Below are 21,024 nucleotides of genomic sequence, written 5' to 3'. Positions count from 1 at the left end.
TTAGTGCGGAGGGGCGAGCCACGCGACGGATTTACGCCCGTCCGGGGCCTGCCCATTCGCTATCAGGTAGACACCATTGGTGCAGATGCGGATATGTCGCACACCGTCGAGGAGCCCCGGAGATGAACGACCAGTCACCACCCCCGGGCTGGACCCCTCGCGACCCCGACACCCCCCGACCGGACCCGCGCGCCCACCCGCCGGCGCAGGACCAGGCACCGCCACCAGAGCAGGCACAGGCACGAGAGCAGGCACAGGCGGGGGAACAGGCGGGGGAACCCGCCACCCGCGACCGGAAGCGCACCGGTTGGCGCAGGGCCTTCCCCACCTGGCGCATGCTCCTCGGCGGCCTGCTCCTCATCGCCCTCCTGATCGCCGGCGGCCTCATCGCCGGCTACCTCCTGGTCGACATCCCGCCCGCCAACGCCACCGCCACCGCCCAGTCCAACCTCTACCTCTACGCCGACGGCAGCCAGCTCGCCCGGGACGGCGAGGTCAACCGGGTCAACGTGTCCCTCTCCCAAATCCCCCGAACGGTCCAGGAGACGGTACTGGCCGCGGAAGACCGGGACTTCTACTCCGAACGGGCGGTGGACCCGAAGGCGATGCTGCGCGCCGCGTGGAACACGCTCGCCGGCAAGGGCACCCAATCGGGCTCGACCATCACCCAGCAGTACGTCAAGAACTACTACCTCGGCCAGGAACAGACGGTCGAACGCAAGGCCAAGGAGTTCTTCATCTCGATCAAACTCGGCCGGGAGAAGTCGAAGGACTACATCCTGGAGGGGTACCTCAACACGAGCTACTTCGGCCGCAACGCCTACGGCATCCAGGCCGCCGCCCTCGCCTACTACGGCAAAGACGTCGGCGCCCTCACCACCACCGAGGGCGCCTACCTCGCCACCCTCCTCAACTCCCCCAGCACCTTCGACGTCGTCGCCCACCCCCAGAGCCGCGCCCGCGCGCTCGCCCGCTGGAACTACGTCCTCGACGGCATGGTCAAGAAGAACTGGATGACCGCCGCCGAACGCGCGGCCGCCCGCTTCCCCGAACCCGGCAAGATCCGCCCCGCCGCCGGTCTCTCCGGACAACGCGGCTACCTCGTCGAAGCCGTCAAGGAGTACATCGTCGACCGCAAGATCGTCGACGACAAGACCCTCTCCGAAGGCGGCTACCGCATCACCACCACCATCGACAAACGCCGACAGAACGCCCTCGTCGCCGCCACCGACAAACAACTGATCGACCAACTCGACCCGCAGACCCACAAGGCCGACCGCCTCGTCCGGGCCGGCGGCGTCTCCATCGACCCCGCCACCGGCAAGGTCGTCGCGATGTACGGCGGCCTCGACTACACCAAGCAGTACGTCAACAACGCCACCCGGCACGACTACCAAGTGGCCTCCACCTTCAAACCGTTCGTCTTCGCCTCCGCCGTCGACAACGACTCCCGCACCCAGGACGGCCGCCGCATCACCCCCAACACCCTCTACAACGGCGACAACAAGCGCCGCGTCGTCGGCACCCGCATCCCCTACGCCCCCGAGAACGAGGGACAGCAGTCGTACGGGGACATCACCGTCAACACCGCCACCGACCTCTCCGTCAACACCGTCTTCGCCCAGATGGTCGTCGACGTCGGCACCGACAAGGTCAAGAAGACCGCGGTCGCACTCGGCATCCCCGAGGACACCCCCAACTTCGACCCCGGCCCCGCCATGGCACTCGGCACCCTCCAGGCCGGCGTGCTCGACATGACCCAGGCGTACGCGACCCTCGCCGACCACGGCCGCCACACCCCCTACACCCTCGTCGAGAACATCACCAAGGGCGACGAGAACGTCCCCCTGCCCGACCGCGCCCCGCGCCAGGCCGTCAGCCGCGAGGCCGCCGACACCACCACGTCCATGCTGGTCGGCGTCGTCGACAACGGCACCGGCACCGCCGCCCTGGCAGCCGGCCGCCCCGCCGCCGGCAAGACCGGTACCGCTGAACTCGACCGCTCCGCCTGGTTCGCCGCGTACACCCCCGACCTGGTCACGGTGATCGCCGTGATGGGCCAGGACCCCGACACCGGCACCCTGGAATCCCTGTACGGGGCCCTCGGCGAGGACCGCCTCGGCGGCGGTGGATACCCCGCCCGGATCTGGGCCCAGTACACGAAGGCCGCACTGGCCGGCAGCGACCCCCTCGACTTCGACCTCGAACTCCAGCCGGGCGCCGCCCCCTCCCCACCGCCCTTCACCCCGAACAACCCGGACCAACCCCCGGGCACCACCCCGCTCCCGCCCGTCCCGCCCAGCCGACCGGGCCGCCCGCACCGCCCCAACGCACCGACCGGCGGCCAGAACCAGGACGGACAGACCAACGGCGGCGACACCACGGGGGGACGGAACACGGGCGGCGGCCGGACCACCGGCGGCCAAACCACCGGCGGCCAGAGCGACGCGGGCACCGACAACGGCACCACCACGGGAACCACCACCGGCGCCGGCACCACCGGCACCACCGGAAGCACCACCGCCGCCACCACGGGCGGAACACCCGCGGGCATCACCGCCGGCGCCCTCGGCGGCCCCGACGGCAGCCGCCCCCGCCCGCCGTCGCGCTACCTCGAATGACCCCGGCCAGGTCAGTTCAGGTCAGGTCAGGTCAGGTCAGTGACCGGAGGTGGCCTTCAACCCCACCACCGCGACCAGCAGCAAACAGATGAAGAAGATCCGGGCGGCCGTCACCGGCTCCCCCAACACCGCCATACCCAGCACCGCCGCACCGGCCGCGCCGATACCCACCCACACCCCGTACGCCGTACCGATGGGCAACGTCTTCGCCGCATACGACAGCAACACCATGCTCGCGACGATGCCGGCGCCCGTGAACACACTGGGCCACAACCGGGTGAAGCCTTCGGTGAACTTCATACCGATCGACCAGCCCACTTCGAGCAGACCGGCGACGAGAAGCAGAACCCAGGCCATGACAGGCACCTCCGGGACGAGAACGGAAACGGGGGTGCGTCGTCTTTGCGTCCAGCCACCCGGTACGGCGCGTCTCGTCGGGGGTTCGCCACCACCGTAGCAAAAGGCATGCAAAGGGGCCGGTGACCTCGGTCACCGGCCCCTTCCGCAACGAATCAGAGATACAACCCGGTCGAATCCTTCGACCCCTCCAGCCGCTCCGCGGCCACCGCGTGCAGGTCCCGCTCACGCATCAGCACGTACGTCGCCCCGCGCACCTCGACCTCGGCCCGGTCCTCCGGGTCGTACAGCACCCGGTCCCCCGGCTCGACGCTCCGCACGTTCTGGCCGACCGCGACCACCTCGGCCCAGGCCAACCTCTTGCCGACGGCGGCCGTCGCCGGAATCAGGATGCCGCCGCCCGAGCGGCGTTCCCCCTCCGGCACGTCGGACCGTACGAGCACACGGTCGTGCAACATCCGGATGGGCAGCTTGTCGTGGGTGGTGGTGTTCTCGCTCACGACCCGAACCTACCCGCCCGCACCCGGCCGGCACCCCACAGGGTCACCGACATCGGCCGGCGACGTCATCCGCGCTTGCGGCGCGCCGCCAGCACGAGCACCCCGACCAACCCCGCCGCGACCAACACGGCCGGCACGATCCGCTCGACGCGCGGCGTCCCGTCCTCATGACGCAGCCCGCTCTTCAGATCGGTGACCAGCCGGTTCACGGCCACGACGGCCCGCCCGGCGGTCTGGTCGACCTTCGAGGCGACCTTGGCCTTCGCATCCCCGACGATCGTCTTCGGGTGCATGCGCACACCGATCTCGTCGAGCGTCTCGGCGAGCTGCTCACGGCGGCGGACGATGTCCGCCTCGATCTGTGCGGGGGTCCTGGCTTCCGGCACCGCGCTGCCTCCGTCGTCGTGGTCGGTCGTGATCATCCTGGTCGGTCGTGGCTGGCCCTCGGGACGCGGACCACCATGGACAGTCTGTCAGCTTAGTCTCGAACCGTACCGATCCCCTCCCGAGGAGACTGCTGACATGAGCGAGCGACTTGAGCCGGGCGACATCGCCCCCGCCTTCACCCTGCCCGACGCGGACGGCAACGAGGTCTCGCTCGCCGCCCACAAGGGCCGCAAGGTGATCGTGTACTTCTACCCGGCCGCCCTGACGCCGGGTTGCACCAAGCAGGCCTGCGACTTCACGGACAACCTGGCCGTGTTGGCCCAAGCGGGCTACGACGTGATCGGCGTGTCGCCGGACAAGCCGGAGAAGCTCGCGAAGTTCCGCGAGCAGGAGCACTTGAAGGTGACCCTGGTCGGCGACCCCTCCAAGGAGGTCCTGACCGCCTACGGCGCCTTCGGCGAGAAGAAGCTGTACGGCAAGACGGTCACCGGCGTCATCCGCTCGACGGTGATCGTGGACGAGGAGGGCAAGGTCGAACGGGCCCTCTACAACGTCAAGGCGACGGGCCACGTGGCCAAGATCATCAAGGACCTCGGCATCTGACCCCGCGCCCGTCCCCCGCCAGGCGGCCCGCACCCAACCGATGCGGGCCGCTCCGCTTATCGGACGAAACCACCTGTAACCGCCCGACCGCCATCCCCGTCACTCCGTACGAGGGCCGCACACGCGGCCGGAACGGAGGCATTCGACGGCGGTGCGGTACACCCGGGAACTGCTTGAACAGGCAGCCCGGGAGACAACGAACTTCGACGATGCGGTGACCTGGTGCGGAGGCACCCCTACGCCGAGCTCGCGGCGTTACCTACGGACGAAGATGCACGAGGCGGGCGTCGACTTCTCCCATTTCCCGACGCGGTGGGTGCGGCATACGGAGCAACGCCTGCGGGAGCTGGTCGCGGCCTCGACCTCCGTCAGGGAGGTGGTTTCCCGGCTCGGCATCAGCCAAGTGGGCGGCAACCAAACGCACATCAGTCGCCGAATAGCGGCGCTGGGCATTGACACCTCGCACTTCACGACCGTACGGAGGCAGCACGCGAAGGGGCCCTCACAGTCCGTCCTGGTACTCCGGGCACCCGAGGCGGGCCGGGCCCCGGGAGAACGCCTCCGGAAGGCTCTCGTCAGTTCCGGTCTGCCCGAGGAATGCGCGGACTGCGGTGTGGGAACGTCGTGGAACGGCAAGCCGCTCCGTCACGAGGTCGATCACGTCAACGGCAATTGGTGGGACAACCGGCCGGAGAACCTGCGTCTTCTCTGCCCCAATTGCCATGCCACGACGGACACCTACCGCGGCCGGAAGCAGAGGTGGGCCGCGTGAGTCGGCCGCGGTACACCCGCGAGCTGCTGACCGACACGACCCCGTGGGCAACCAGCCTCGTCGATCTGATGCGCCGGCTCGACATGCCGATGGACAGCGGGACCGGCGGTTACCTGCGCAAACGGCTGGCTCACTACGGAATCGATGTATCGCACTTCGTCGACGAGCCATTGCCCGTACGAATCCCCCGCAGTCGTACACGAAGGACCGGCTCGCGGAGGCCGCGAGCCGGTCCCACTGCATCGCCGACATGCTCGCCCATATGGGAGTCGTGCCTTATGGCGGCGCTTTCGGGTACCTCCGAACGAAACTCGATCAGTACGGTATCGATACGTCGCACTTCACCGAGCGGCCAAGAGGCCAGGAGCGTCTCTTCCCGCGCGAGCAGATCACGCGGGCCGTCACCGAGTCCCTGAGCATGGCCGGGGTGATGCGGGCGCTCGGGCACCACGAGTTGAGCGGAGCGGCCCGCACGAAGGTGAGACGGAGCATCGAGGAATACGGGATATCCACCGACCATTTCACCGGCCAGGGTCACATGGCCGGGAGGTCATCGCCAACCCGCAAACCGGCCGAGGACATCCTCAGGCAGCGTGAAGACGGTTCAGGCCGGGAGAAGACGGCCGTATTACGCCGCGCCCTTGATGAAGTCGGCGTACCGCATGCGTGCGACGAGTGCGGAATCGGGGACACCTGGCGTGGCAAGCGCCTGGTGCTGGAGATCGACCACATCAGTGGCGACCGACTAGACAACCGGCGCGAGAACCTCCGGTACCTCTGCCCGTCCTGCCACAGCCAGACGGCGACCTTCGCGACCCGATCTCCCCACACGACACGAAGGAAGGCACAGTAGAGTAGCCGCAGATGGGCCCGTACCCCAGCTGGCCAGAGGGCGCCGGTTTAGGTCCGGTGTGTCGTGGGTTCGAGTCCCACCGGGCCCACCTGTACGAAGGCCCCGTACGCGCACGCCGCGCACGGGGCCTTCTCCGTGAGCCCGGCCGTCAGGCCGTCAGGCCGTCAGGGCGCGGATGAACGGGACCAGGGCGCGGAAGGCTTGGCCGCGGTGGGAGATGGCGTTCTTCTCCGCTGGGGTGAGTTCCGCGCAGGTGCGGGTTTCGCCGTCCGGCTGGAGGATCGGGTCGTAGCCGAAGCCGCCGGTGCCGGACGGGGTGTGGCGCAGGGTGCCGCGGAGGCGGCCTTCGACGACGCGTTCGGTGCCGTCGGGGAGGGCGAGGGCGGCGGCGCAGGCGAAGTGGGCGCCGCGGTGGGGGTCGTCGATGTCGGAGAGCTGGGCCAGCAGGAGGGCCAGGTTGGCCTTGTCGTCGCCGTGGGCGCCGGCCCAGCGGGCGGAGAAGATGCCGGGGGCGCCGTTCAGGACGTCGACGCAGAGGCCGGAGTCGTCGGCGATGGCGGGCAGGCCGGTGGCGCGGGCCAGGGCGTGGGCCTTGAGGAGGGCGTTCTCGGCGAAGGTGACGCCGGTTTCCTTGACGTCCGGGATCTCGGGGTACGCGTCCGCGCCGACCAGTTCGTGCGGCAGGCCGGCGTCGGACAGGATGGCGCGGAGTTCGGTGACTTTGCCCGCGTTGCGGGTGGCGAGGATCAGGCGGGTCATGGCGACCAGTATCGGGCAGGGTGCCGGCCGGGCGTGCGTCGGTGTGGGCCGGTGGGTGCCGGGCGGGGCGTCAGCCGGGGGTGCAGACCTTGGAGATCTCCTTCGCGGCGTTGCCGACGGGGGTGATGTCCGGGGTGGTGTTGCCGTTGTCGATCGAGGTGCGGACGTTGGTGACGGCCGTCTTCATGGAGTCGATGGCCTTGGCGAGGTCGGCGTTGTCGGTCTGGTCGCCGATCTTCTTGAGGCTCGTGTCGATCTGGTTGAGGGCGTTCTGGGCGTCCTGGGGGCTGTTGCCGGCCTGGGAGACGGCTTGCCGGAGGTCGTTGGCCCCGTTGGTTATGGCGACGGCGGTGTTGGCGCAGTCCATGGCGGTGGAGAGCGTGTCGCAGGAGGAGAGGGCCGGGACGGCCAGCGCGGCTGCCAGGGCGACGGCCGCGACGCGGTGGTTGCGGTAGGGCTTCATTCGGGTCCCCCCAAGGGCTCGGTGCGTGGGCTCGGGTGTCAGGACCCGGGTACGTGGACGGGCGCACGGCTTTGACACCGTGCGCCCGTAACGGCGTAGACGCCGGGCCGGCCCCGGCGGTTGCCGCGGCGATCGCCCTGGGCGGGGCCTACTGGGGTGCGGCGAGGTCCAGGGCGCCCAGTTGGAGGGCCTGGAGGTCGGCGCAGCCGCCGGCGGCGAGGTCGAGGAGGGCGTTGAGTTCCTTGCGGTCGAAGGGTTCGCCTTCGGCGGTGCCCTGGACTTCGACGAAGCGGCCGTCGCCGGTGCAGACGACGTTCATGTCGGTCTCGGCGCGGACGTCTTCCTCGTAGCAGAGGTCGAGGAGGGGTTCGCCGTCGACGATGCCGACGCTGACGGCGGCGACGGTGCCGGTGAGGGGCTTGCGGCCGGCCTTGATCAGCTTCTTGCGCTGTCCCCATGCGACGGCGTCGGCGAGGGCGACGTAGGCGCCGGTGATGGCGGCGGTGCGGGTGCCGCCGTCGGCTTGGAGGACGTCGCAGTCCAGGACGATGGTGTTCTCGCCGAGGGCCTTGTAGTCGATGACGGCGCGCAGGGAGCGGCCGATGAGGCGGGAGATCTCGTGGGTGCGGCCGCCGATCTTGCCGCGGACGGATTCGCGGTCGCCGCGGGTGTTGGTGGAGCGGGGCAGCATCGAGTATTCGGAGGTGACCCAGCCTTCGCCGCTGCCCTTGCGCCAGCGGGGGACGCCTTCGCTGAAGGAGGCGGTGCAGAAGACCTTGGTGTCTCCGAAGGAGATGAGGACGGAGCCCTCGGCGTGCTTGCTCCATCCGCGTTCGATGGTGACCGGGCGGAGCTGTTCGGGCGTGCGGCCGTCGATGCGAGACATGGTGTCGAGCCTAGTCGGTGCGGGGGTACGGGAAGACCCCGTCCGGGTGGTTCCGGTACGGGGTCTGTGGTGCTGCCGTGGGAGCGCGCGGGTGGGCGCGTGGGTGAGCGGGTGGGCTCAGCTCACATCATGTCTTCGATGTCGGCGGCGATGGGGTCGGCGTCGGTGCCGATGACGACCTGGATCGCGGTGCCCATCTTGACGACGCCGTGGGCGCCGGCGGCCTTGAGGGCTGCTTCGTCGACCAGGTCGGGGTTGGTGACCTCGGTGCGCAGGCGGGTGATGCAGCCCTCGATCTCTTCGATGTTTTCGATACCGCCGAGCCCGGCGACGATCTTCTCAGCCTTGGTGGCCATGTGTGTCTCCCTGCGTATGACGAAGAACGAGTCTCGGCGGCCGGATGCCTGGTCGGCCCACCCGGAGTTCCGCTTTGTCACGGTAACTCACGGTTGGCCCATCTATGCGAGCGTGGGCCCGGCACCTGCCGAATGATAACGATCAGCACCCACCCGCCCTGTGGGCCGGTGCATGTGACCGCGTGACAAATGGTCTACACCAGTGTGCCGTACGTGTCGCACCTGCCAAAAACGGGCCGGTCAGGGAGGACGCCGATGAGCGCGAACAGCGCCGCAGCCAGGCCGCGGCCGAAGTGGTGGAACGGCTTGCTCCAGGGGCTCCAGAAGATGGGGCGCAGCCTCCAGCTGCCGATCGCCGTCCTGCCCGCCGCCGGCATCCTCACCCGGCTCGGCCAGCCCGACGTCTTCGGTACGGAGGGCCTGGACTGGGCGGACGTCGCCAAGGTCATGGCGGGCGCGGGCGGCGCGCTGCTGGATCCGGACCTGGGTCTGCCGCTGCTGTTCTGCGTGGGCGTGGCGATCGGCATGGCCAAGAAGGCGGACGGGTCGACCGCGCTGGCGGCGGTGGCGGGCTTCCTCGTCTACCGGGGGGTGATGCACGCCTTTCCGAAGCCGTGTCCGCCGGGGACGAGGGACATCGGGGGCGGTTGTCTGACGCCGACGGACACGTTCGCCGGGTACACGTACCAGAATCCGGGGGTGTTCGGCGGCATCGTCATGGGGCTGCTGGCGGCCTGGTTCTGGCAGCGCTTCCACCGGGTGAAGCTGGTGGACTGGCTCGGTTTCTTCAACGGCCGCCGCCTCGTCCCGATCGTCATGTCGTTCGTGGCGATCGCGTTCGCGGGGCTGTGCCTGTGGATCTGGCCGCCCATCGGGGACGCGCTGGAGAGCTTCTCGGACTGGCTGGTGGGCCTGGGGTCGTGGGGTGCGGGCATCTTCGGCGTCGCGAACCGCGCGCTGCTGGTGATCGGCCTGCACCAGTTCCTGAACGTGCCGGTGTGGTTCCAGTTCGGCAGTTACACCAAGCCGGACGGGGTGGTCGTGCACGGTGACATCAACATGTTCCTGGCGGGTGACCCGCAGGCCGGGCAGTTCCTCTCGGGCTTCTTCCCCATCATGATGTTCGCCCTGCCGGCGGCGGCGCTGGCGATCACGCACACCGCGAAGCCGCAGCGCCGCAAGGAGGTGGGGGGCCTGATGCTGTCGGTGGCGCTGACGTCGTTCGTCACCGGGATCACGGAGCCGCTGGAGTATTCGTTCCTGTTCGTCGCGCCGGCGTTGTACGTGATCCACGCGTTGCTGACGGGCGTGTCGATGGCGGTGACGTGGGCACTGGGGGTCCATGACGGGTTCAGCTTCTCGGCGGGTCTGATCGACTACGTCATCAACTGGGGGTTGGCGACCAAGCCGTGGCTGATCATCCCGATCGGCCTGTGTTTCGCGGTCGTCTACTACGCGGTCTTCCGTTTCGCGATCACGAAGTTCCGGCTTGCGACGCCGGGGCGGGAGTCGGACGAGGAGATCGCGGCGATGCAGGCGGAGAACACCAAAGCCTGAGGCCGCCGACGCCGGCTCCGCTTCCTTCCGCTTCGGCGCGGGAAAGGCCCTCGGATTCCCCGGATCCGAGGGCTTCGTGCTGCCCGCGGGGAGGGTGGGTCCTACAACAAAAAATTGAAGGTTCCTTATCTAACCCCGACCGTGTTACAACTGGTCTACACCACGCAATGGTGTAGACCACGACCGCTTCCCCCCGGCGGCGTGTGCCCCCTTTTCGAGACGCCGCCGTCCCCCTTGGTCCCACCCCTGGCGGCGCCTTGCCTTCTGGAGGAAGCTCATGTCCACAGCCACCGCTGCGGAAAAGAAGAAGGGCGCGGGCGTGATGGCGGTCATGCAGCGCATCGGCCGGAGCCTCATGCTCCCCGTCGCCGTACTGCCGGCCGCCGCACTGCTCGTCCGCCTCGGCGACAAGGACATGCTCGGCGATCCGTCGCTGCCGGGCTTCCTCACCAAGATCGCCGGGTACATGGCCGCCGGCGGCGGCGCGATCCTGACGAACATGGCGCTGCTGTTCGCCGTCGGCATCGCGATCGGCTACGCCAAGAAGTCCGACGGCTCGACCGCTCTCGCCGCGGTCACCGGCTACCTGGTCTTCGCGAAGGTCCTCGCGACCTTCACCGACCCGAACCTGCCGAAGGTCGAGACGGTCGTCGACCACAAGGTCGCGCTCGTGGACGCCCCCGTCGACGCCAAGGTGCTCGGCGGTGTCGTCATGGGCATCGTCGTGGCCCTGATCTACCAGAAGTTCTACCGGACCAAGCTGCCCGAGTGGGCGGGCTTCTTCGGCGGTCGCCGCCTCGTCCCGATCCTCTCCGCCTTCGCGGGTCTGCTGATCGGCATCGTCTTCGGCCTGATCTGGCCGGTCCTCGGTACGGGTCTGCACAACTTCGGCGAATGGCTGGTCGGTTCGGGCGCCGTCGGCGCGGGCATCTTCGGTGTCTTCAACCGCGCGCTGATCCCCGTCGGCATGCACCACCTGCTGAACTCCTTCCCGTGGTTCCAGGCGGGCGACTACAAGGGCAACAGCGGTGACATCGCCCGCTTCCTCGCCGGTGACCCGAGCGCCGGCCAGTTCATGACCGGCTTCTTCCCGATCATGATGTTCGCGCTCCCGGCGGCCTGCCTCGCGATCGTCCACTGTGCCCGCCCCGAGCGTCGCAAGGTCGTCGGCGGCATGATGGTCTCGCTCGCGCTGACCTCCTTCGTCACGGGCGTCACCGAGCCGATCGAGTTCACGTTCATGTTCATCGCCCCGGTGCTGTACGCGGTCCACGCGGTGCTCACCGGTGTCTCGATGGCGCTGACCTGGTCGCTCGGTATGAAGGACGGCTTCGGTTTCTCCGCCGGCGCCATCGACTACCTGCTGAACCTGGGCAAGGCCACCAACCCCTTCGGGCTGGCCGTGGTCGGCCTGTGCTTCGCGGTCGTCTACTACGTGATCTTCCGGTTCGCGATCACGAAGTTCAACCTCCCCACCCCGGGCCGCGAGTCCGACGAGGAGATCGCCGAGCTGGAGAAGGCCGAGGCCAAGTAGGCCGGGCGCCCCTCACGCACGAAGGAGCCCCCGCTCTCCCGGAAGGGAGGGCGGGGGCTCCTTCGCGTGCCGTCCGGCCGTCGGCGGCCGGGCCGTTGGGCGGCCGGGCGGGGCCGCCGGGCCGTCAGACCTCGTAGACCGCGCCCGGTCGGGCCAGGTCGACCCGGCCGTCGTAGACGGCGCGGGCGTCGGCGAGGTTGCGGGCGGCGTCCGTCCACGGCGGTACGTGGGTCAGGACCAGCCGGCCCGCTCCGCCGTCGGCCGCGTACCGGCCCGCTTCCCGGCCGTTGAGGTGGAGGTCCGGGATGTCCTCCTTGCCGTGCGTGAACGACGCCTCGCACAGGAACAGGTCGACGTCCTCGGCCAGCGCGGCCAGCTCCGGGCAGAGGCCGGTGTCCCCGGAGTAGGTGAGCGAGCGGCCGCCGTGCTCGACACGGATGGCGTACGACTCGACGGGGTGGCACATCCGCTCGGTGCGGACCTGGAACGGGCCGATCTCGAAGGCGCCGGACTTGAGGGTGCGGAAGTCGAAGACCTCGCTCATCGAGCGTGCGTCCGGGACGTCGTCGTAGGCCGTCGTCAGCCGCTGCTCGGCGCCCTCGGGGCCGTAGACGGGGATGGTGCCGCAGCGACCGCCCTCGTGCCGGTAGTAGCGGGCCACGAAGTACGCGCACATGTCGATGCAGTGGTCGGCGTGCAGATGGCTCAGGAAGATCGCGTCGAGGTCGTAGAGACCGATGTGGCGCTGGAGGGCGCCGAGGGCGCCGTTGCCCATGTCGAGGAGCAGCCGGAAGCCGTCGGCCTCGACGAGGTAGCTCGAACATGCCGATTCCGCGGACGGGAACGACCCCGAGCAGCCGACGACGGTGAGCTTCATGGAGCGTGAACCTCCGTGGACGGTCCGTGGACGGAATGCGGGCCGAGCGTGCGTCGAGCGTAAGGCGCGAAACCTCCGGTCGCTCCTCCGCGGCGGGCCGTTGTGGGGGGAATCACCTGTGCTGTCACCCGGGGGAGCGACAGGGGGTACGGGCGTTGCCGTGCCGGGGGCGGGGGCCGCGACTAACGTCGGGTTATGGACACGTCCTGGTGGCCCGCCGCGGTGGCGGTGGTCGCCGTCGTGGTGCTGGTGCTGCTGCCCCGGCCGGCGGGGCGGGGTGCGGTGCGACCGCGCGGGCCGGGGGCGCCGACGCGGGTGCGGCCGGGTGAGCTGTGGTGCCTGGTGGACGGGCGGTCGTGTCTGGTGCTGGCGGTGGGGACACGGGGGCGGGCGCGGGTCGCGTGGGTCACGGGGAAGTACGACGACCGGCGCGCGGGGGTGATCCCGTTGCCGCCGGGGGTCGGGGGGCGGCCGGGGCGGACCGGCTATCTGGAGGCGGACCGGCCCGCGGAGGTGTCATCGGCCGAGTTCGACAGGCGGCTGGGGATGCTGGACCCGACCGTGTGGGACGAGGTCAGAGGGCTGGGCGGAGGCTTGGGGTGAGCGAGCGGTGATCAGGGTGCGGCGGGTCTACGATCCCCCGGAGCCGGGGGCCGACGGCGACGGCGTACGGGTCCTCGTGGACCGGCTCTGGCCGCGCGGGCTGGCGAGGGAGCGGGCGGCGGTGGACGAGTGGCCGAAGGCGGTGACCCCGTCGGCGGAACTGCGGCGGTGGTTCCACGGGGGTGGGGGTACGGCGGTGGTTCCACGGGGGTGGGGGTACGGCGGAGGAGTTCCGGGCGCGGTACGAGGCGGAGCTGGCGGCGCCGGAGGCGGTGGCGGAGTTGGAGCGGCTGCGGGGGTTGGCCGCGGCGGGAGCGGTGACGCTGCTGACGGCGGTCAAGGACCCGGCGGGCAGCCACGCGGCGGTGCTGGCGGACGTCTTGTCCCGGTGAGCCGGGGCGGCGGCCGTGCCGGGGCGGGGCGGGGGGCCGCTGCGCGGGGCCTCTCCCCCACCCCGCCCCTTCCCGAAACCGGGCTCCGCCCGGACCCTCCCCCGGGACTCCGTCCGGGGGGACCCCCAGAGGTGCCCCCACGAGGCTGGAGTGGCAGGGGGGCCTATGCCCAGAGTTGGCCCTGGAGGACCTCGATGGCCTCTTCCGTCGTCGCCGCCGTGTAGACGCCCGTCGAGAGGTACTTCCAGCCGCCGTCGGCCACGACGAACACGATGTCGGCCGGTTCGCCCGCCGTCACCGCCTTGCGGCCGACGCCGATCGCCGCGTGCAGGGCCGCGCCCGTGGAGACGCCCGCGAAGATGCCCTCCTCGCGCAGCAGTTCCCGGGTGCGGGTGACCGCGTCCGCCGAGCCCACCGAGAAGCGGGTGGTGAGCACCGAGGCGTCGTACAGCTCCGGGACGAAGCCCTCGTCCAGGTTGCGCAGGCCGTAGACGAGGTCGTCGTAGCGCGGTTCGGCCGCGACGATCTTGACGCCGGGTACGTGCTCGCGCAGGTAGCGGCCGACGCCCATCAGCGTGCCCGTGGTGCCCAGGCCGGCCACGAAGTGGGTGACGGACGGCAGGTCGCGCAGGATCTCGGGGCCGGTCGTGGCGTAGTGCGCGCCCGCGTTGTCGGGGTTGCCGTACTGGTAGAGCATGACCCAGTCGGGGTGTTCGGCCGCGAGTTCCTTGGCCACCCGGACGGCGGTGTTCGAGCCGCCCGCCGCCGGGGACGGGATGATCTCGGCTCCCCACATCGTCAGGAGGTCGCGGCGCTCCTGACTGGTGTTCTCCGGCATGACGCACACGATCCGGTAGCCCTTGAGCTTCGCGGCCATCGCGAGCGAGATGCCCGTGTTGCCGGAGGTGGGCTCCAGGATGGTGCAGCCGGGGAACAGGCGGCCGTCCTTCTCCGCCTGCTCGACCATGTGGAGCGCGGGGCGGTCCTTGATCGAGCCGGTGGGGTTGCGGTCCTCCAGCTTCGCCCAGATCCGTACGTCGTCGGAGGGCGAGAGGCGGGGCAGCCTGACGAGCGGCGTGTTGCCGACCGCCGCGAGGGGGGAGTCGTAGCGCATTACTTCGATCCGCCGGCCACGGCCGGGAGGATGGTGACGTTGTCGCCGTCCTTGAGCGCGGTGGAGATGCCGTCCAGGAAGCGGACGTCCTCGTCGTTGAGGTAGACGTTGACGAAGCGGCGCAGCTGACCGCCGTCGACGATGCGCTCCTCGATGCCCTTGTGCCGGGTTTCCAGGTCCGCGAACAGGTCGGCCAGGGTGCTGCCTTCGCCCGTGACGGCCTTCTCGCCGTCGGTGTAGGTGCGGAGGATGGTGGGGATGCGGACCTCGATGGCCATGGCGGGCTCCAGTGTCGTCAAAGCGTGAAGGGGCGTGCGAGGGGGGGCGGGAACGCTAGTGCTGCCCCCGCGCGGCAGGGCTGTGGTGCTCGGGCAGTGCTCAGGCAGCGGGACAGATGGCGCTTGCGAGGCGGCACAGGTCGACGTGCAGCCGCGCCACCAGCAGCAGCGGCCTGCCGGGCGTCTCGTTGCTCACGTCGTGGGAAACCATGCGGTCATGTTAACGATTCCCGGCCCCCTGTTTGGAGTGTGATCCCGCATCGTGGACCCCTGTCGCTCACATACTGGTCAGTAGGCCTCGACGACCTGCACTTCTTCCTCCGTGATCACTCCGTCGACGATGCGGTAGGAGCGGAACTGGAACTCGCCGAGGCCGTCGTGGTCGGCCGTGGAGACGAGTACGTAGTGCGCTCCGGGCTCGTTCGCGTAGGTCACGTCGGTGCGCGAGGGGTACGCCTCGGTCGCGGTGTGCGAGTGGTAGACGATCACGGGTTCCTCGTCCCGGTCGTCGAGCTCGCGGTAGAGCTTGAGCAGGTCCTTGGAGTCGAATTCGTAGAACGTGGGCGAGCGGGCCGCGTTCAGCATCGGGACGAAGCGCTCGGGGCGGTCGGTGCCGGCCGGTCCGGCGACCACTCCGCACGCCTCGTCGGGGTGGTCCTTGCGGGCGTGTTCCACGATCCGGTCGTACAGGGCCTGGGTGAGGGTCAGCATGAGCGACAGAATAAACAGACGGGCCCTTCCGTACCGAGGAGTGGTACGGGAGGGCCCGCATGCTGGACGGACGGGCGCTTCCCGGCCGTGCCTGACGGCCGGGAAGCGCGGTCCGCGGGGTGCTACTGGACCTTGCTGAAGGCCGCGCCGCGGGGGTTGCGGTTCTTCATGACCAGGTAGGAGACGCCCAGGATGACGCCCCACAGCGGGGCGCAGTACAGCGAGACGCGGGCGTCCTTGTCGATGCCCATCATCACGATGACCATGCCGATGAACAGGAGCGCGAACCAGCTGGTGTACGGGGCTCCGGGCGCCCGGAACGCGGACTTCGGCAGGTCGCCCCGGTCGGCGGCGGCCCGGTAGCGGATCTGGCAGACCAGGATCATGATCCAGGCCCACATGCCGGAGATGGTGGCGAAGGAGACGACGTAGTCGAACGCCTTGCCCGGGGCGACGTAGTTGATCCAGACGCCCACCAGCATCAGCGCGGCGGAGAAGGTCGTGCCGACGAGCGGGGTGCCGCTCCTGGTCAGCTTGGTGAAGACCTTGGGGCCCTGGCCGTTGAGCGCCAGGTCGCGCAGCATGCGGCCGGTGGAGTACATGCCGGAGTTGCAGGAGGACAGGGCGGCGGTGAGCACCACGAAGTTGACGATGGCGGCGCCGACGCCGAGGCCCATCTTCTCGAAGGCGGCGACGAAGGGGCTGACGCCGGGCTGGAACTCGTGCCAGGGGACGACCGACAGGATCATGATGAGCGCGCCGACGTAGAAGACGGCGATCCGCCACGGCACGGTGTTGATGGCCTTGGGGAGGGTCTTCTCGGGGTCCTTGGACTCGCCGGCGGTGACGCCGACCAGCTCGACCGCGAGGAAGGCGAACATGACGATCTGGAGGGTCATCAGCGTGCCGCCGATGCCCTTGGGGAAGAAGCCGCCGTCGTTCCACAGGTTGGCGACGGTCGCGGTGTCGGCGGCGTCGGAGAAGCCGATGGTGAGGATGCCGGCGCAGATCAGGATCATGCCGACGATGGCGGTGACCTTGACCATGGAGAACCAGAACTCCAGCTCGCCGAAGAGCTTCACGGAGATCAGGTTGGCGGCGTAGAGGACGACGGTGAAGATCAGCGCGTACGCCCACTGCGGGAAGCTGTCGTGGGTCCAGTACGACATGTACTGCGCGGCGGCGGTGACCTCGGTGATGCCGGTGACCACCCAGAACAGCCAGTACGTCCAGCCGGTCACGTATCCCCAGAAGGGACCCAGGAACTCGCGGGCGTAGTCCGAGAAGGAGCCGGAGACCGGGCGGTACATGAGCAGCTCGCCCAGGGCCCGCATGATGAAGAAGATGACCAGGCCCGCGATGGCGTAGGCCAGGATCAGGCTGGGGCCGGCCTTGGAGATGGCCTTGCCCGCGCCGAGGAACAGGCCGGTGCCGATGGCGCCGCCGATCGCGATCATCTGGATCTGGCGGGCTCCGAGTGCGCGGTGGTACCCCTCGCCGCCGCCCTCGGGCCCGGCGGCCTCGCCGGGCTTCTTGTCGTGCTGCTCGACCTGCACAGAGGTCATGTCTGGTGCGCCTTTCTCCACGCCGACCCGCGCCTTCGATGGCTGCGGATCGGGTCCTCGATCCCCCCGGATACGGATGGAGTTGCACGCCGGCGATCAGCCGGTTCAAGCGAGCCGGGGGACATGGGTGGCGTCCCGGCGGCAGTCGTGAAGATTTATCACGTGCTTACGGGTGATCGAGAGGCCGGAATGTGGCACACGACACAGATAAATCGGGACATCCGGCTCGAAGCCGATCAGATCACCGCATCGCGGTGATCTGATCGTTATCCGGATTTGAGCGTTCGCTGAGCGAACAACCCGCGAGGGCCGCCGGGCGGCCGGCTCAGAGGGTCTCGATGAGGCTCTCCTGGAGACCGCCGAGCCACAGGTACGCCATCACCATCGGCTTGCGCGGATCGTCGTCGGGCAGCCGGAACAGCGCGGCGCTCTCGTCGTCCTCGGTGATCTCCAGCCGCGCCGCGATGGTCAGGCGCAGGTCGTTGAGCGCGCCGAGCCAGCGCAGCGGCTGCTCCCCGGTGAGCTCCAGGACGGCCGCCCCGGCACCGTCCGGGGTGAGCCCGTTCAGGCTGTGGACGACCGCCAGGGCGTCCTCGCGCTTGCGGGTGCGCAGGTCGTTCTCGGTGAAGCGGCGGAACTCGGCCGAGCGGGCCCGCAGCTCCCGCTCCTCCGCGCCCGGCACGCCCTCCCGGGCGTCGGGGCCGGCCCCGTACGCGTCGGGGAAGAGGCGGGCGAGCGCCGGGTCGGAGGGGGGCTCGGTCGGGCCGTCCGAGGCGAAGAGCACGGCGAGCGGGTCGGCGTCCGCCGCGGGTTCCGGCTCCCCCGGGCCGATGAGCTCCAGCAGTTGCACGGCCAGGGAGCGCAGGATGGAGATCTCGATGTCGTCGAGCGCGATCGCCGCGCCGCCGCGCTCGCGGGACTCGAAGGTGCCCATCAGCCGCGGTCCTGCGACAGCGTCGCCCAGAGCCCGTAGCCGTGCATGGCCTGCACGTCCCGTTCCATCTCCTCGCGGGTGCCGCTGGACACGACCGCCCGGCCCTTGTGGTGGACGTCGAGCATCAGCCGGTTCGCCTTGTCCTTGGGGTAGCCGAAGTACGCCTGGAACACGTACGTCACGTAGCTCATGAGGTTGACCGGGTCGTTGTGCACCAGGGTCACCCACGGGACGTCGGGTTCGGGGACCGCGGAGGTCTCTTCGGCCGATTCGGTGCGTTCGATCTCAATGGGAGCAACACTCACTCGTCCCATGCTGCCACTGTGACGGGCCCGTCGCACAAACCGGCCCTACATCTCGTCACTTTGACGAGATGTGCGCTAGCATCCGGGACATGAACCCTGCGGACCTGGGCCTGCCGGTGGACGTGCCGTCGACAGCGCTCTTCACGGACCATTACGAGCTCACGATGCTCCAAGCCGCGCTGGCCAACGGCACCGCCGACCGGCGCTCGGTCTTCGAGGTCTTCACCCGACGGCTGCCCGAGGGCCGGCGCTACGGCGTGGTGGCGGGCACCGGGCGGGTGCTGGACGCGGTCGAGAACTTCCGCTTCGACGGCGCGGTCCTGGAGTTCCTGCGGGAGCGGGCCGTCATCGACGCGCGGACCCTGGACTGGCTGTCCACGTACCGCTTCTCGGGCGACATCTGGGGTTACCCGGAGGGCGAGGTCTACTTCCCCGGCTCGCCCGTCCTGCGCGTCGAGGGCAGCTTCGCCGAGTGCGTGCTGCTGGAGACCGTCGTCCTGTCGATCCTCAACCACGACTCGGCCATCGCCGCGGCCGCCTCCCGGATGGCCTCGGCGGCCGGCGGCCGGCCGCTGATCGAGATGGGCGCCCGGCGCACGCACGAGCTGGCGGCGGTGGCCGCCTCGCGGGCCGCGTACGTCGGCGGCTTCACCTCCACCTCGGACCTGGCGGCCGGGTTCCGCTACGGCATCCCCACGGTCGGCACGAGCGCGCACGCCTTCACCCTGGTGCACGACAGCGAGCGCGACGCCTTCACGGCGCAGGTGGCCTCACTGGGCAGCGGCACCACCCTGCTGGTGGACACCTACGACGTCGCCGAGGCGGTGCGCACGGCCGTGGAGGTCGCCGGGACGGGGCTGGGCGCCGTGCGCATCGACTCCGGGGACCTGCTGCTGGTCGCGCACCGGGTGCGTCAGCAGCTGGACGAGCTGGGCGCGACGGGCACGCGGATCGTGGTCACCTCCGACCTCGACGAGTACGCGATCGCCTCCCTGGCGGCGGCGCCCGTGGACGCGTACGGGGTCGGCACCCAGCTCGTGACCGGCAGCGGGCACCCGACGTGCTCGATGGTCTACAAGCTGGTGGCGCGGGCCGCGTCGGCGGACCCGAAGGCACCTCTGCTGCCGGTGGCGAAGAAGTCCTCGGGCGGCAAGACCTCGCTGGGCGGCCGCAAGTGGGCGGCCCGCCGACCGGACGCCGAGGGCGTGGCGGAGGCGGAGGTCGTGGGCGTGGGCCCGGTGCCGACCGCCCTCGCGGACCGGCAGCTCCTGGTCCAGCTGGTCAAGGGCGGCGAGGTCGTGGCCCGCGAGCCCTTGGAGGCGGCCCGCGACCGCCACCTCGCGGCGCGCGCCGGCCTGCCGCTGTCCGCGACGCAGCTCTCGCGCGGCGAGGCCGTGATCCCCACCGAATACGTATAGGCCCGACGGAGTACCCGCGGCCCGGTCCCGCCGGGACGCGGCGGGCGACCGCGACCTCGGCGGAGTTTGGGGCGCGGGGGTCCGCGGGCAGGGCACCGGCACGGTGGGGAAGCGCCCCGCGGGGTCCCGCCCCACCACACATCACAGCGAAGGGCACGCGACATGCACCGCGCACTGATCGTCGTCGACGTACAGAACGACTTCTGCGAAGGCGGCAGCCTCGCGGTCCCCGGCGGGGCGGACGTCGCCGCCGCCGTCACGGAGCTGATCGGGCAGGCCACGGCGGGCTACCGGCACGTCGTCGCCACCCGTGACCACCACGTCGACCCCGGTGCGCACTTCGCGCACCCACCGGCCGAGCCGGACTACGAGACGTCCTGGCCGGTGCACTGCGTCGCCGGGACCGAGGGGGTCGGGTTCCACCCGAACTTCGCCCCGGCGGTGGCCTCGGGCGCCGTCGCCGCCGTCTTCGACAAGGGCGCGTACGAGGCCGCGTACAGCGGGTTCGAGGGCCGGGACGAGAACGGCTCGGGCCTCGCCGACTGGCTCCGGGAGCGCGACGTGACCGAGGTCGACGTGGTGGGGATCGCCACCGACCACTGCGTACGGGCCACCGCCCTGGACGCGGCCCGCGAGGGGTTCCGCACGCACGTCCTGCTCGACCTCACAGCTGGCGTGGCCCCGCACACCACCGCGCGCGCCCTGGAGGAGCTCAAGGCGGCCGGCGTGCACCTCACCGGCGCCCCGGTGCTCGGCGGCGCGTAGCCGGGCTCCGGGGCCGCCCCAGGGCATCCCAGGGGCATCCCAGGGCCGTCAGGCGCCCTGGACGCCCCGGAGCAGGGCGCGGATGGGGTGCCACAGTTCCTGGGCGCGGTCGGGGGTGCAGCGCCACAGGAGGCCGTCCGGGTGGTGCAGGACGGCGGTGACCTCGTCGGGGGTCGGCGGGTGGGCGTTGCCGCGCAGGTAGACGGCGCGCATGCCGAGGTTCCGCAGCCTGGTCAGGGCGCGGGCCCGGTTCGCGGCGTGGACCAGCACCCGGACGTTCCCGCCCTCGCCGGACGGCCTCGGCAGCATCAGCGCGACCACCACGCTGCCGCCTGGCAGTCTGACGAATCCTCCACCGGGCATGATCTTCAGCTCCCCCGTCAATAAGACGACTTCCGACCCGCATCTAAACGC

Annotated in this window: 25 protein-coding genes, 1 tRNA gene, 1 pseudogene and 1 riboswitch; of the genes and pseudogenes, 11 read left to right on the top strand and 16 right to left on the bottom strand. The window is 70.2% G+C overall.

The genetic code is table 11. The annotated features are described in order from the left end of the window. Positions 1-122: 122 nt before the first annotated feature. A complete protein-coding gene (locus ACFVXJ_RS17610) occupies positions 123-2,621 on the top strand; it encodes a transglycosylase domain-containing protein (RefSeq protein WP_389662590.1) in 2,499 nt (832 codons plus the stop codon). Positions 2,622-2,657: 36 nt separating this feature from the next. On the opposite strand, the gene ACFVXJ_RS17605 is transcribed toward ACFVXJ_RS17610, so the two are convergent. The 3 genes from ACFVXJ_RS17605 to ACFVXJ_RS17595 form a co-directional block, all read right to left on the bottom strand. After that, a complete protein-coding gene (locus ACFVXJ_RS17605; protein ID WP_030158619.1) occupies positions 2,658-2,978 on the bottom strand; it encodes a multidrug efflux SMR transporter in 321 nt (106 codons plus the stop codon). A gap of 33 nt (positions 2,979-3,011) precedes the next feature. Beyond that, positions 3,012-3,084, bottom strand: a riboswitch (guanidine-III (ykkC-III) riboswitch). 49 nt (positions 3,085-3,133) lie between these two features. Next, positions 3,134-3,478, bottom strand: coding sequence for a co-chaperone GroES (locus ACFVXJ_RS17600; RefSeq protein ID WP_361315292.1), 345 nt, complete (start codon positions 3,476-3,478; stop codon positions 3,134-3,136). A gap of 65 nt (positions 3,479-3,543) precedes the next feature. Then, complete coding sequence (locus ACFVXJ_RS17595) at positions 3,544-3,864, bottom strand: DUF3618 domain-containing protein (protein WP_389662853.1); 321 nt, start codon at positions 3,862-3,864, stop codon at positions 3,544-3,546. A gap of 136 nt (positions 3,865-4,000) precedes the next feature. Here ACFVXJ_RS17595 and bcp point away from each other — a divergent pair, with 136 nt between their 5' ends. From bcp to ACFVXJ_RS17575, 4 genes are all read left to right on the top strand, one after another. Further along, entirely contained in the window at positions 4,001-4,468 is a 468-nt protein-coding gene (bcp, locus tag ACFVXJ_RS17590; protein WP_136214397.1) for a thioredoxin-dependent thiol peroxidase, read from the top strand. Positions 4,469-4,739: 271 nt separating this feature from the next. Next, complete coding sequence (locus ACFVXJ_RS17585; RefSeq protein WP_389662588.1) at positions 4,740-5,240, top strand: HNH endonuclease; 501 nt, start codon at positions 4,740-4,742, stop codon at positions 5,238-5,240. A 262-nt stretch (positions 5,241-5,502) separates the two neighbouring features. Further along, on the top strand, positions 5,503-6,093 hold the full coding sequence (locus ACFVXJ_RS17580) for an HNH endonuclease (RefSeq protein WP_389662586.1): 591 nt from the start codon (positions 5,503-5,505) through the stop codon (positions 6,091-6,093). A 13-nt stretch (positions 6,094-6,106) separates the two neighbouring features. Then, positions 6,107-6,181 (top strand) — tRNA-Leu (locus tag ACFVXJ_RS17575). A gap of 68 nt (positions 6,182-6,249) precedes the next feature. Here the strand turns inward: ACFVXJ_RS17575 and rdgB are convergent. The 4 genes from rdgB to ACFVXJ_RS17555 form a co-directional block, all read right to left on the bottom strand. Next, positions 6,250-6,852, bottom strand: a complete 603-nt coding sequence (gene rdgB, locus ACFVXJ_RS17570; protein ID WP_389662584.1) for an RdgB/HAM1 family non-canonical purine NTP pyrophosphatase — start codon at positions 6,850-6,852, stop codon at positions 6,250-6,252. A gap of 70 nt (positions 6,853-6,922) precedes the next feature. Beyond that, entirely contained in the window at positions 6,923-7,315 is a 393-nt protein-coding gene (locus ACFVXJ_RS17565; RefSeq protein WP_389662582.1) for a hypothetical protein, read from the bottom strand. Positions 7,316-7,463: 148 nt separating this feature from the next. Next, positions 7,464-8,201, bottom strand: coding sequence for a ribonuclease PH (rph, locus tag ACFVXJ_RS17560; protein ID WP_389662580.1), 738 nt, complete (start codon positions 8,199-8,201; stop codon positions 7,464-7,466). Between the two features lie 122 nt (positions 8,202-8,323). Further along, positions 8,324-8,557, bottom strand: coding sequence for a PTS glucose/sucrose transporter subunit IIB (locus ACFVXJ_RS17555; protein WP_361315307.1), 234 nt, complete (start codon positions 8,555-8,557; stop codon positions 8,324-8,326). A 255-nt stretch (positions 8,558-8,812) separates the two neighbouring features. Here ACFVXJ_RS17555 and ACFVXJ_RS17550 point away from each other — a divergent pair, with 255 nt between their 5' ends. Together ACFVXJ_RS17550 and ACFVXJ_RS17545 are read left to right on the top strand one after the other, a co-directional pair. Then, positions 8,813-10,114 (top strand): PTS transporter subunit EIIC, encoded by a 1,302-nt coding sequence (locus tag ACFVXJ_RS17550; RefSeq protein ID WP_389662577.1) that lies wholly within the window; start codon positions 8,813-8,815, stop codon positions 10,112-10,114. Positions 10,115-10,391: 277 nt separating this feature from the next. Continuing rightward, a complete protein-coding gene (locus ACFVXJ_RS17545) occupies positions 10,392-11,648 on the top strand; it encodes a PTS transporter subunit EIIC (protein ID WP_389662575.1) in 1,257 nt (418 codons plus the stop codon). A 124-nt stretch (positions 11,649-11,772) separates the two neighbouring features. Here ACFVXJ_RS17545 and ACFVXJ_RS17540 read toward each other — a convergent pair whose 3' ends face one another. Beyond that, positions 11,773-12,525 carry an MBL fold metallo-hydrolase gene (locus ACFVXJ_RS17540; protein WP_389662573.1) on the bottom strand — a complete coding sequence of 251 codons (753 nt, stop codon included), beginning with the start codon at positions 12,523-12,525 and terminating at the stop codon, positions 11,773-11,775. A 195-nt stretch (positions 12,526-12,720) separates the two neighbouring features. On the opposite strand from ACFVXJ_RS17540, the gene ACFVXJ_RS17535 reads away from it, so the two are divergent. Both ACFVXJ_RS17535 and ACFVXJ_RS17530 read left to right on the top strand, forming a co-directional pair. Further along, positions 12,721-13,128, top strand: coding sequence for a hypothetical protein (locus ACFVXJ_RS17535; protein ID WP_389662571.1), 408 nt, complete (start codon positions 12,721-12,723; stop codon positions 13,126-13,128). Between the two features lie 7 nt (positions 13,129-13,135). Continuing rightward, positions 13,136-13,520, top strand: a pseudogene (locus ACFVXJ_RS17530) (DUF488 domain-containing protein). Positions 13,521-13,683: 163 nt separating this feature from the next. Here ACFVXJ_RS17530 and ACFVXJ_RS17525 read toward each other — a convergent pair. The 7 genes from ACFVXJ_RS17525 to clpS form a co-directional block, all read right to left on the bottom strand. Further along, entirely contained in the window at positions 13,684-14,634 is a 951-nt protein-coding gene (locus tag ACFVXJ_RS17525; protein WP_389662570.1) for a PLP-dependent cysteine synthase family protein, read from the bottom strand. Continuing rightward, positions 14,634-14,912: a MoaD/ThiS family protein gene (locus ACFVXJ_RS17520; protein WP_389662568.1), complete on the bottom strand. Its 279-nt coding sequence runs from the start codon at positions 14,910-14,912 to the stop codon at positions 14,634-14,636. Before ACFVXJ_RS17520 ends, ACFVXJ_RS17525 begins: the two co-directional genes overlap by 1 nt. A gap of 100 nt (positions 14,913-15,012) precedes the next feature. Continuing rightward, positions 15,013-15,123, bottom strand: coding sequence for a putative leader peptide (locus ACFVXJ_RS17515; protein WP_329195557.1), 111 nt, complete (start codon positions 15,121-15,123; stop codon positions 15,013-15,015). Positions 15,124-15,200: 77 nt separating this feature from the next. Continuing rightward, on the bottom strand, positions 15,201-15,623 hold the full coding sequence (locus tag ACFVXJ_RS17510) for a Mov34/MPN/PAD-1 family protein (protein ID WP_389662566.1): 423 nt from the start codon (positions 15,621-15,623) through the stop codon (positions 15,201-15,203). Between the two features lie 122 nt (positions 15,624-15,745). Beyond that, entirely contained in the window at positions 15,746-17,188 is a 1,443-nt protein-coding gene (locus ACFVXJ_RS17505) for an amino acid permease (RefSeq protein ID WP_389662565.1), read from the bottom strand. A gap of 325 nt (positions 17,189-17,513) precedes the next feature. Next, positions 17,514-18,125, bottom strand: coding sequence for a DUF2017 domain-containing protein (locus ACFVXJ_RS17500; RefSeq protein WP_389662852.1), 612 nt, complete (start codon positions 18,123-18,125; stop codon positions 17,514-17,516). Further along, positions 18,122-18,436, bottom strand: a complete 315-nt coding sequence (clpS, locus tag ACFVXJ_RS17495) for an ATP-dependent Clp protease adapter ClpS (protein ID WP_329195563.1) — start codon at positions 18,434-18,436, stop codon at positions 18,122-18,124. Before clpS ends, ACFVXJ_RS17500 begins: the two co-directional genes overlap by 4 nt. Positions 18,437-18,516: 80 nt before the next feature. On the opposite strand from clpS, the gene ACFVXJ_RS17490 reads away from it, so the two are divergent. Together ACFVXJ_RS17490 and ACFVXJ_RS17485 are read left to right on the top strand one after the other, a co-directional pair. After that, a complete protein-coding gene (locus ACFVXJ_RS17490) occupies positions 18,517-19,845 on the top strand; it encodes a nicotinate phosphoribosyltransferase (RefSeq protein WP_389662563.1) in 1,329 nt (442 codons plus the stop codon). Positions 19,846-20,007: 162 nt separating this feature from the next. Continuing rightward, entirely contained in the window at positions 20,008-20,610 is a 603-nt protein-coding gene (locus ACFVXJ_RS17485; RefSeq protein WP_389662561.1) for an isochorismatase family protein, read from the top strand. 48 nt (positions 20,611-20,658) lie between these two features. Here ACFVXJ_RS17485 and ACFVXJ_RS17480 read toward each other — a convergent pair whose 3' ends face one another. Beyond that, complete coding sequence (locus ACFVXJ_RS17480) at positions 20,659-20,973, bottom strand: hypothetical protein (RefSeq protein WP_389662559.1); 315 nt, start codon at positions 20,971-20,973, stop codon at positions 20,659-20,661. Positions 20,974-21,024 lie beyond the last annotated feature (51 nt).

The organism is Streptomyces sp. NPDC058279 (assembly GCF_042881255.1).
Classification (GTDB): domain Bacteria; phylum Actinomycetota; class Actinomycetes; order Streptomycetales; family Streptomycetaceae; genus Streptomyces.
This window is presented reverse-complemented; position numbering and strand designations above follow the sequence as displayed.

What these genes read in the sequence shown, in the direction of transcription:
- ACFVXJ_RS17490 (WP_389662563.1), top strand. Translation starts at nt 18,517, where the DNA reads ATGAACCCTGCGGACCTGGGCCTGCCGGTGGACGTGCCGTCGACAGCG.
- ACFVXJ_RS17610 (WP_389662590.1), top strand. Translation starts at nt 123, where the DNA reads ATGAACGACCAGTCACCACCCCCGGGCTGGACCCCTCGCGACCCCGAC.
- ACFVXJ_RS17485 (WP_389662561.1), top strand. Translation starts at nt 20,008, where the DNA reads ATGCACCGCGCACTGATCGTCGTCGACGTACAGAACGACTTCTGCGAA.
- ACFVXJ_RS17525 (WP_389662570.1), bottom strand. Translation starts at nt 14,634, where the DNA reads ATGCGCTACGACTCCCCCCTCGCGGCGGTCGGCAACACGCCGCTCGTC.
- ACFVXJ_RS17545 (WP_389662575.1), top strand. Translation starts at nt 10,392, where the DNA reads ATGTCCACAGCCACCGCTGCGGAAAAGAAGAAGGGCGCGGGCGTGATG.
- ACFVXJ_RS17510 (WP_389662566.1), bottom strand. Translation starts at nt 15,623, where the DNA reads ATGCTGACCCTCACCCAGGCCCTGTACGACCGGATCGTGGAACACGCC.
- ACFVXJ_RS17505 (WP_389662565.1), bottom strand. Translation starts at nt 17,188, where the DNA reads ATGACCTCTGTGCAGGTCGAGCAGCACGACAAGAAGCCCGGCGAGGCC.
- ACFVXJ_RS17480 (WP_389662559.1), bottom strand. Translation starts at nt 20,973, where the DNA reads ATGCCCGGTGGAGGATTCGTCAGACTGCCAGGCGGCAGCGTGGTGGTC.
- rph (WP_389662580.1), bottom strand. Translation starts at nt 8,201, where the DNA reads ATGTCTCGCATCGACGGCCGCACGCCCGAACAGCTCCGCCCGGTCACC.
- ACFVXJ_RS17540 (WP_389662573.1), bottom strand. Translation starts at nt 12,525, where the DNA reads ATGAAGCTCACCGTCGTCGGCTGCTCGGGGTCGTTCCCGTCCGCGGAA.
- ACFVXJ_RS17605 (WP_030158619.1), bottom strand. Translation starts at nt 2,978, where the DNA reads ATGGCCTGGGTTCTGCTTCTCGTCGCCGGTCTGCTCGAAGTGGGCTGG.
- ACFVXJ_RS17555 (WP_361315307.1), bottom strand. Translation starts at nt 8,557, where the DNA reads ATGGCCACCAAGGCTGAGAAGATCGTCGCCGGGCTCGGCGGTATCGAA.
- ACFVXJ_RS17550 (WP_389662577.1), top strand. Translation starts at nt 8,813, where the DNA reads ATGAGCGCGAACAGCGCCGCAGCCAGGCCGCGGCCGAAGTGGTGGAAC.
- bcp (WP_136214397.1), top strand. Translation starts at nt 4,001, where the DNA reads ATGAGCGAGCGACTTGAGCCGGGCGACATCGCCCCCGCCTTCACCCTG.
- ACFVXJ_RS17535 (WP_389662571.1), top strand. Translation starts at nt 12,721, where the DNA reads ATGGACACGTCCTGGTGGCCCGCCGCGGTGGCGGTGGTCGCCGTCGTG.
- rdgB (WP_389662584.1), bottom strand. Translation starts at nt 6,852, where the DNA reads ATGACCCGCCTGATCCTCGCCACCCGCAACGCGGGCAAAGTCACCGAA.
- clpS (WP_329195563.1), bottom strand. Translation starts at nt 18,436, where the DNA reads ATGGGACGAGTGAGTGTTGCTCCCATTGAGATCGAACGCACCGAATCG.
- ACFVXJ_RS17565 (WP_389662582.1), bottom strand. Translation starts at nt 7,315, where the DNA reads ATGAAGCCCTACCGCAACCACCGCGTCGCGGCCGTCGCCCTGGCAGCC.
- ACFVXJ_RS17580 (WP_389662586.1), top strand. Translation starts at nt 5,503, where the DNA reads ATGGGAGTCGTGCCTTATGGCGGCGCTTTCGGGTACCTCCGAACGAAA.
- ACFVXJ_RS17515 (WP_329195557.1), bottom strand. Translation starts at nt 15,123, where the DNA reads ATGGTTTCCCACGACGTGAGCAACGAGACGCCCGGCAGGCCGCTGCTG.
- ACFVXJ_RS17585 (WP_389662588.1), top strand. Translation starts at nt 4,740, where the DNA reads ATGCACGAGGCGGGCGTCGACTTCTCCCATTTCCCGACGCGGTGGGTG.
- ACFVXJ_RS17520 (WP_389662568.1), bottom strand. Translation starts at nt 14,912, where the DNA reads ATGGCCATCGAGGTCCGCATCCCCACCATCCTCCGCACCTACACCGAC.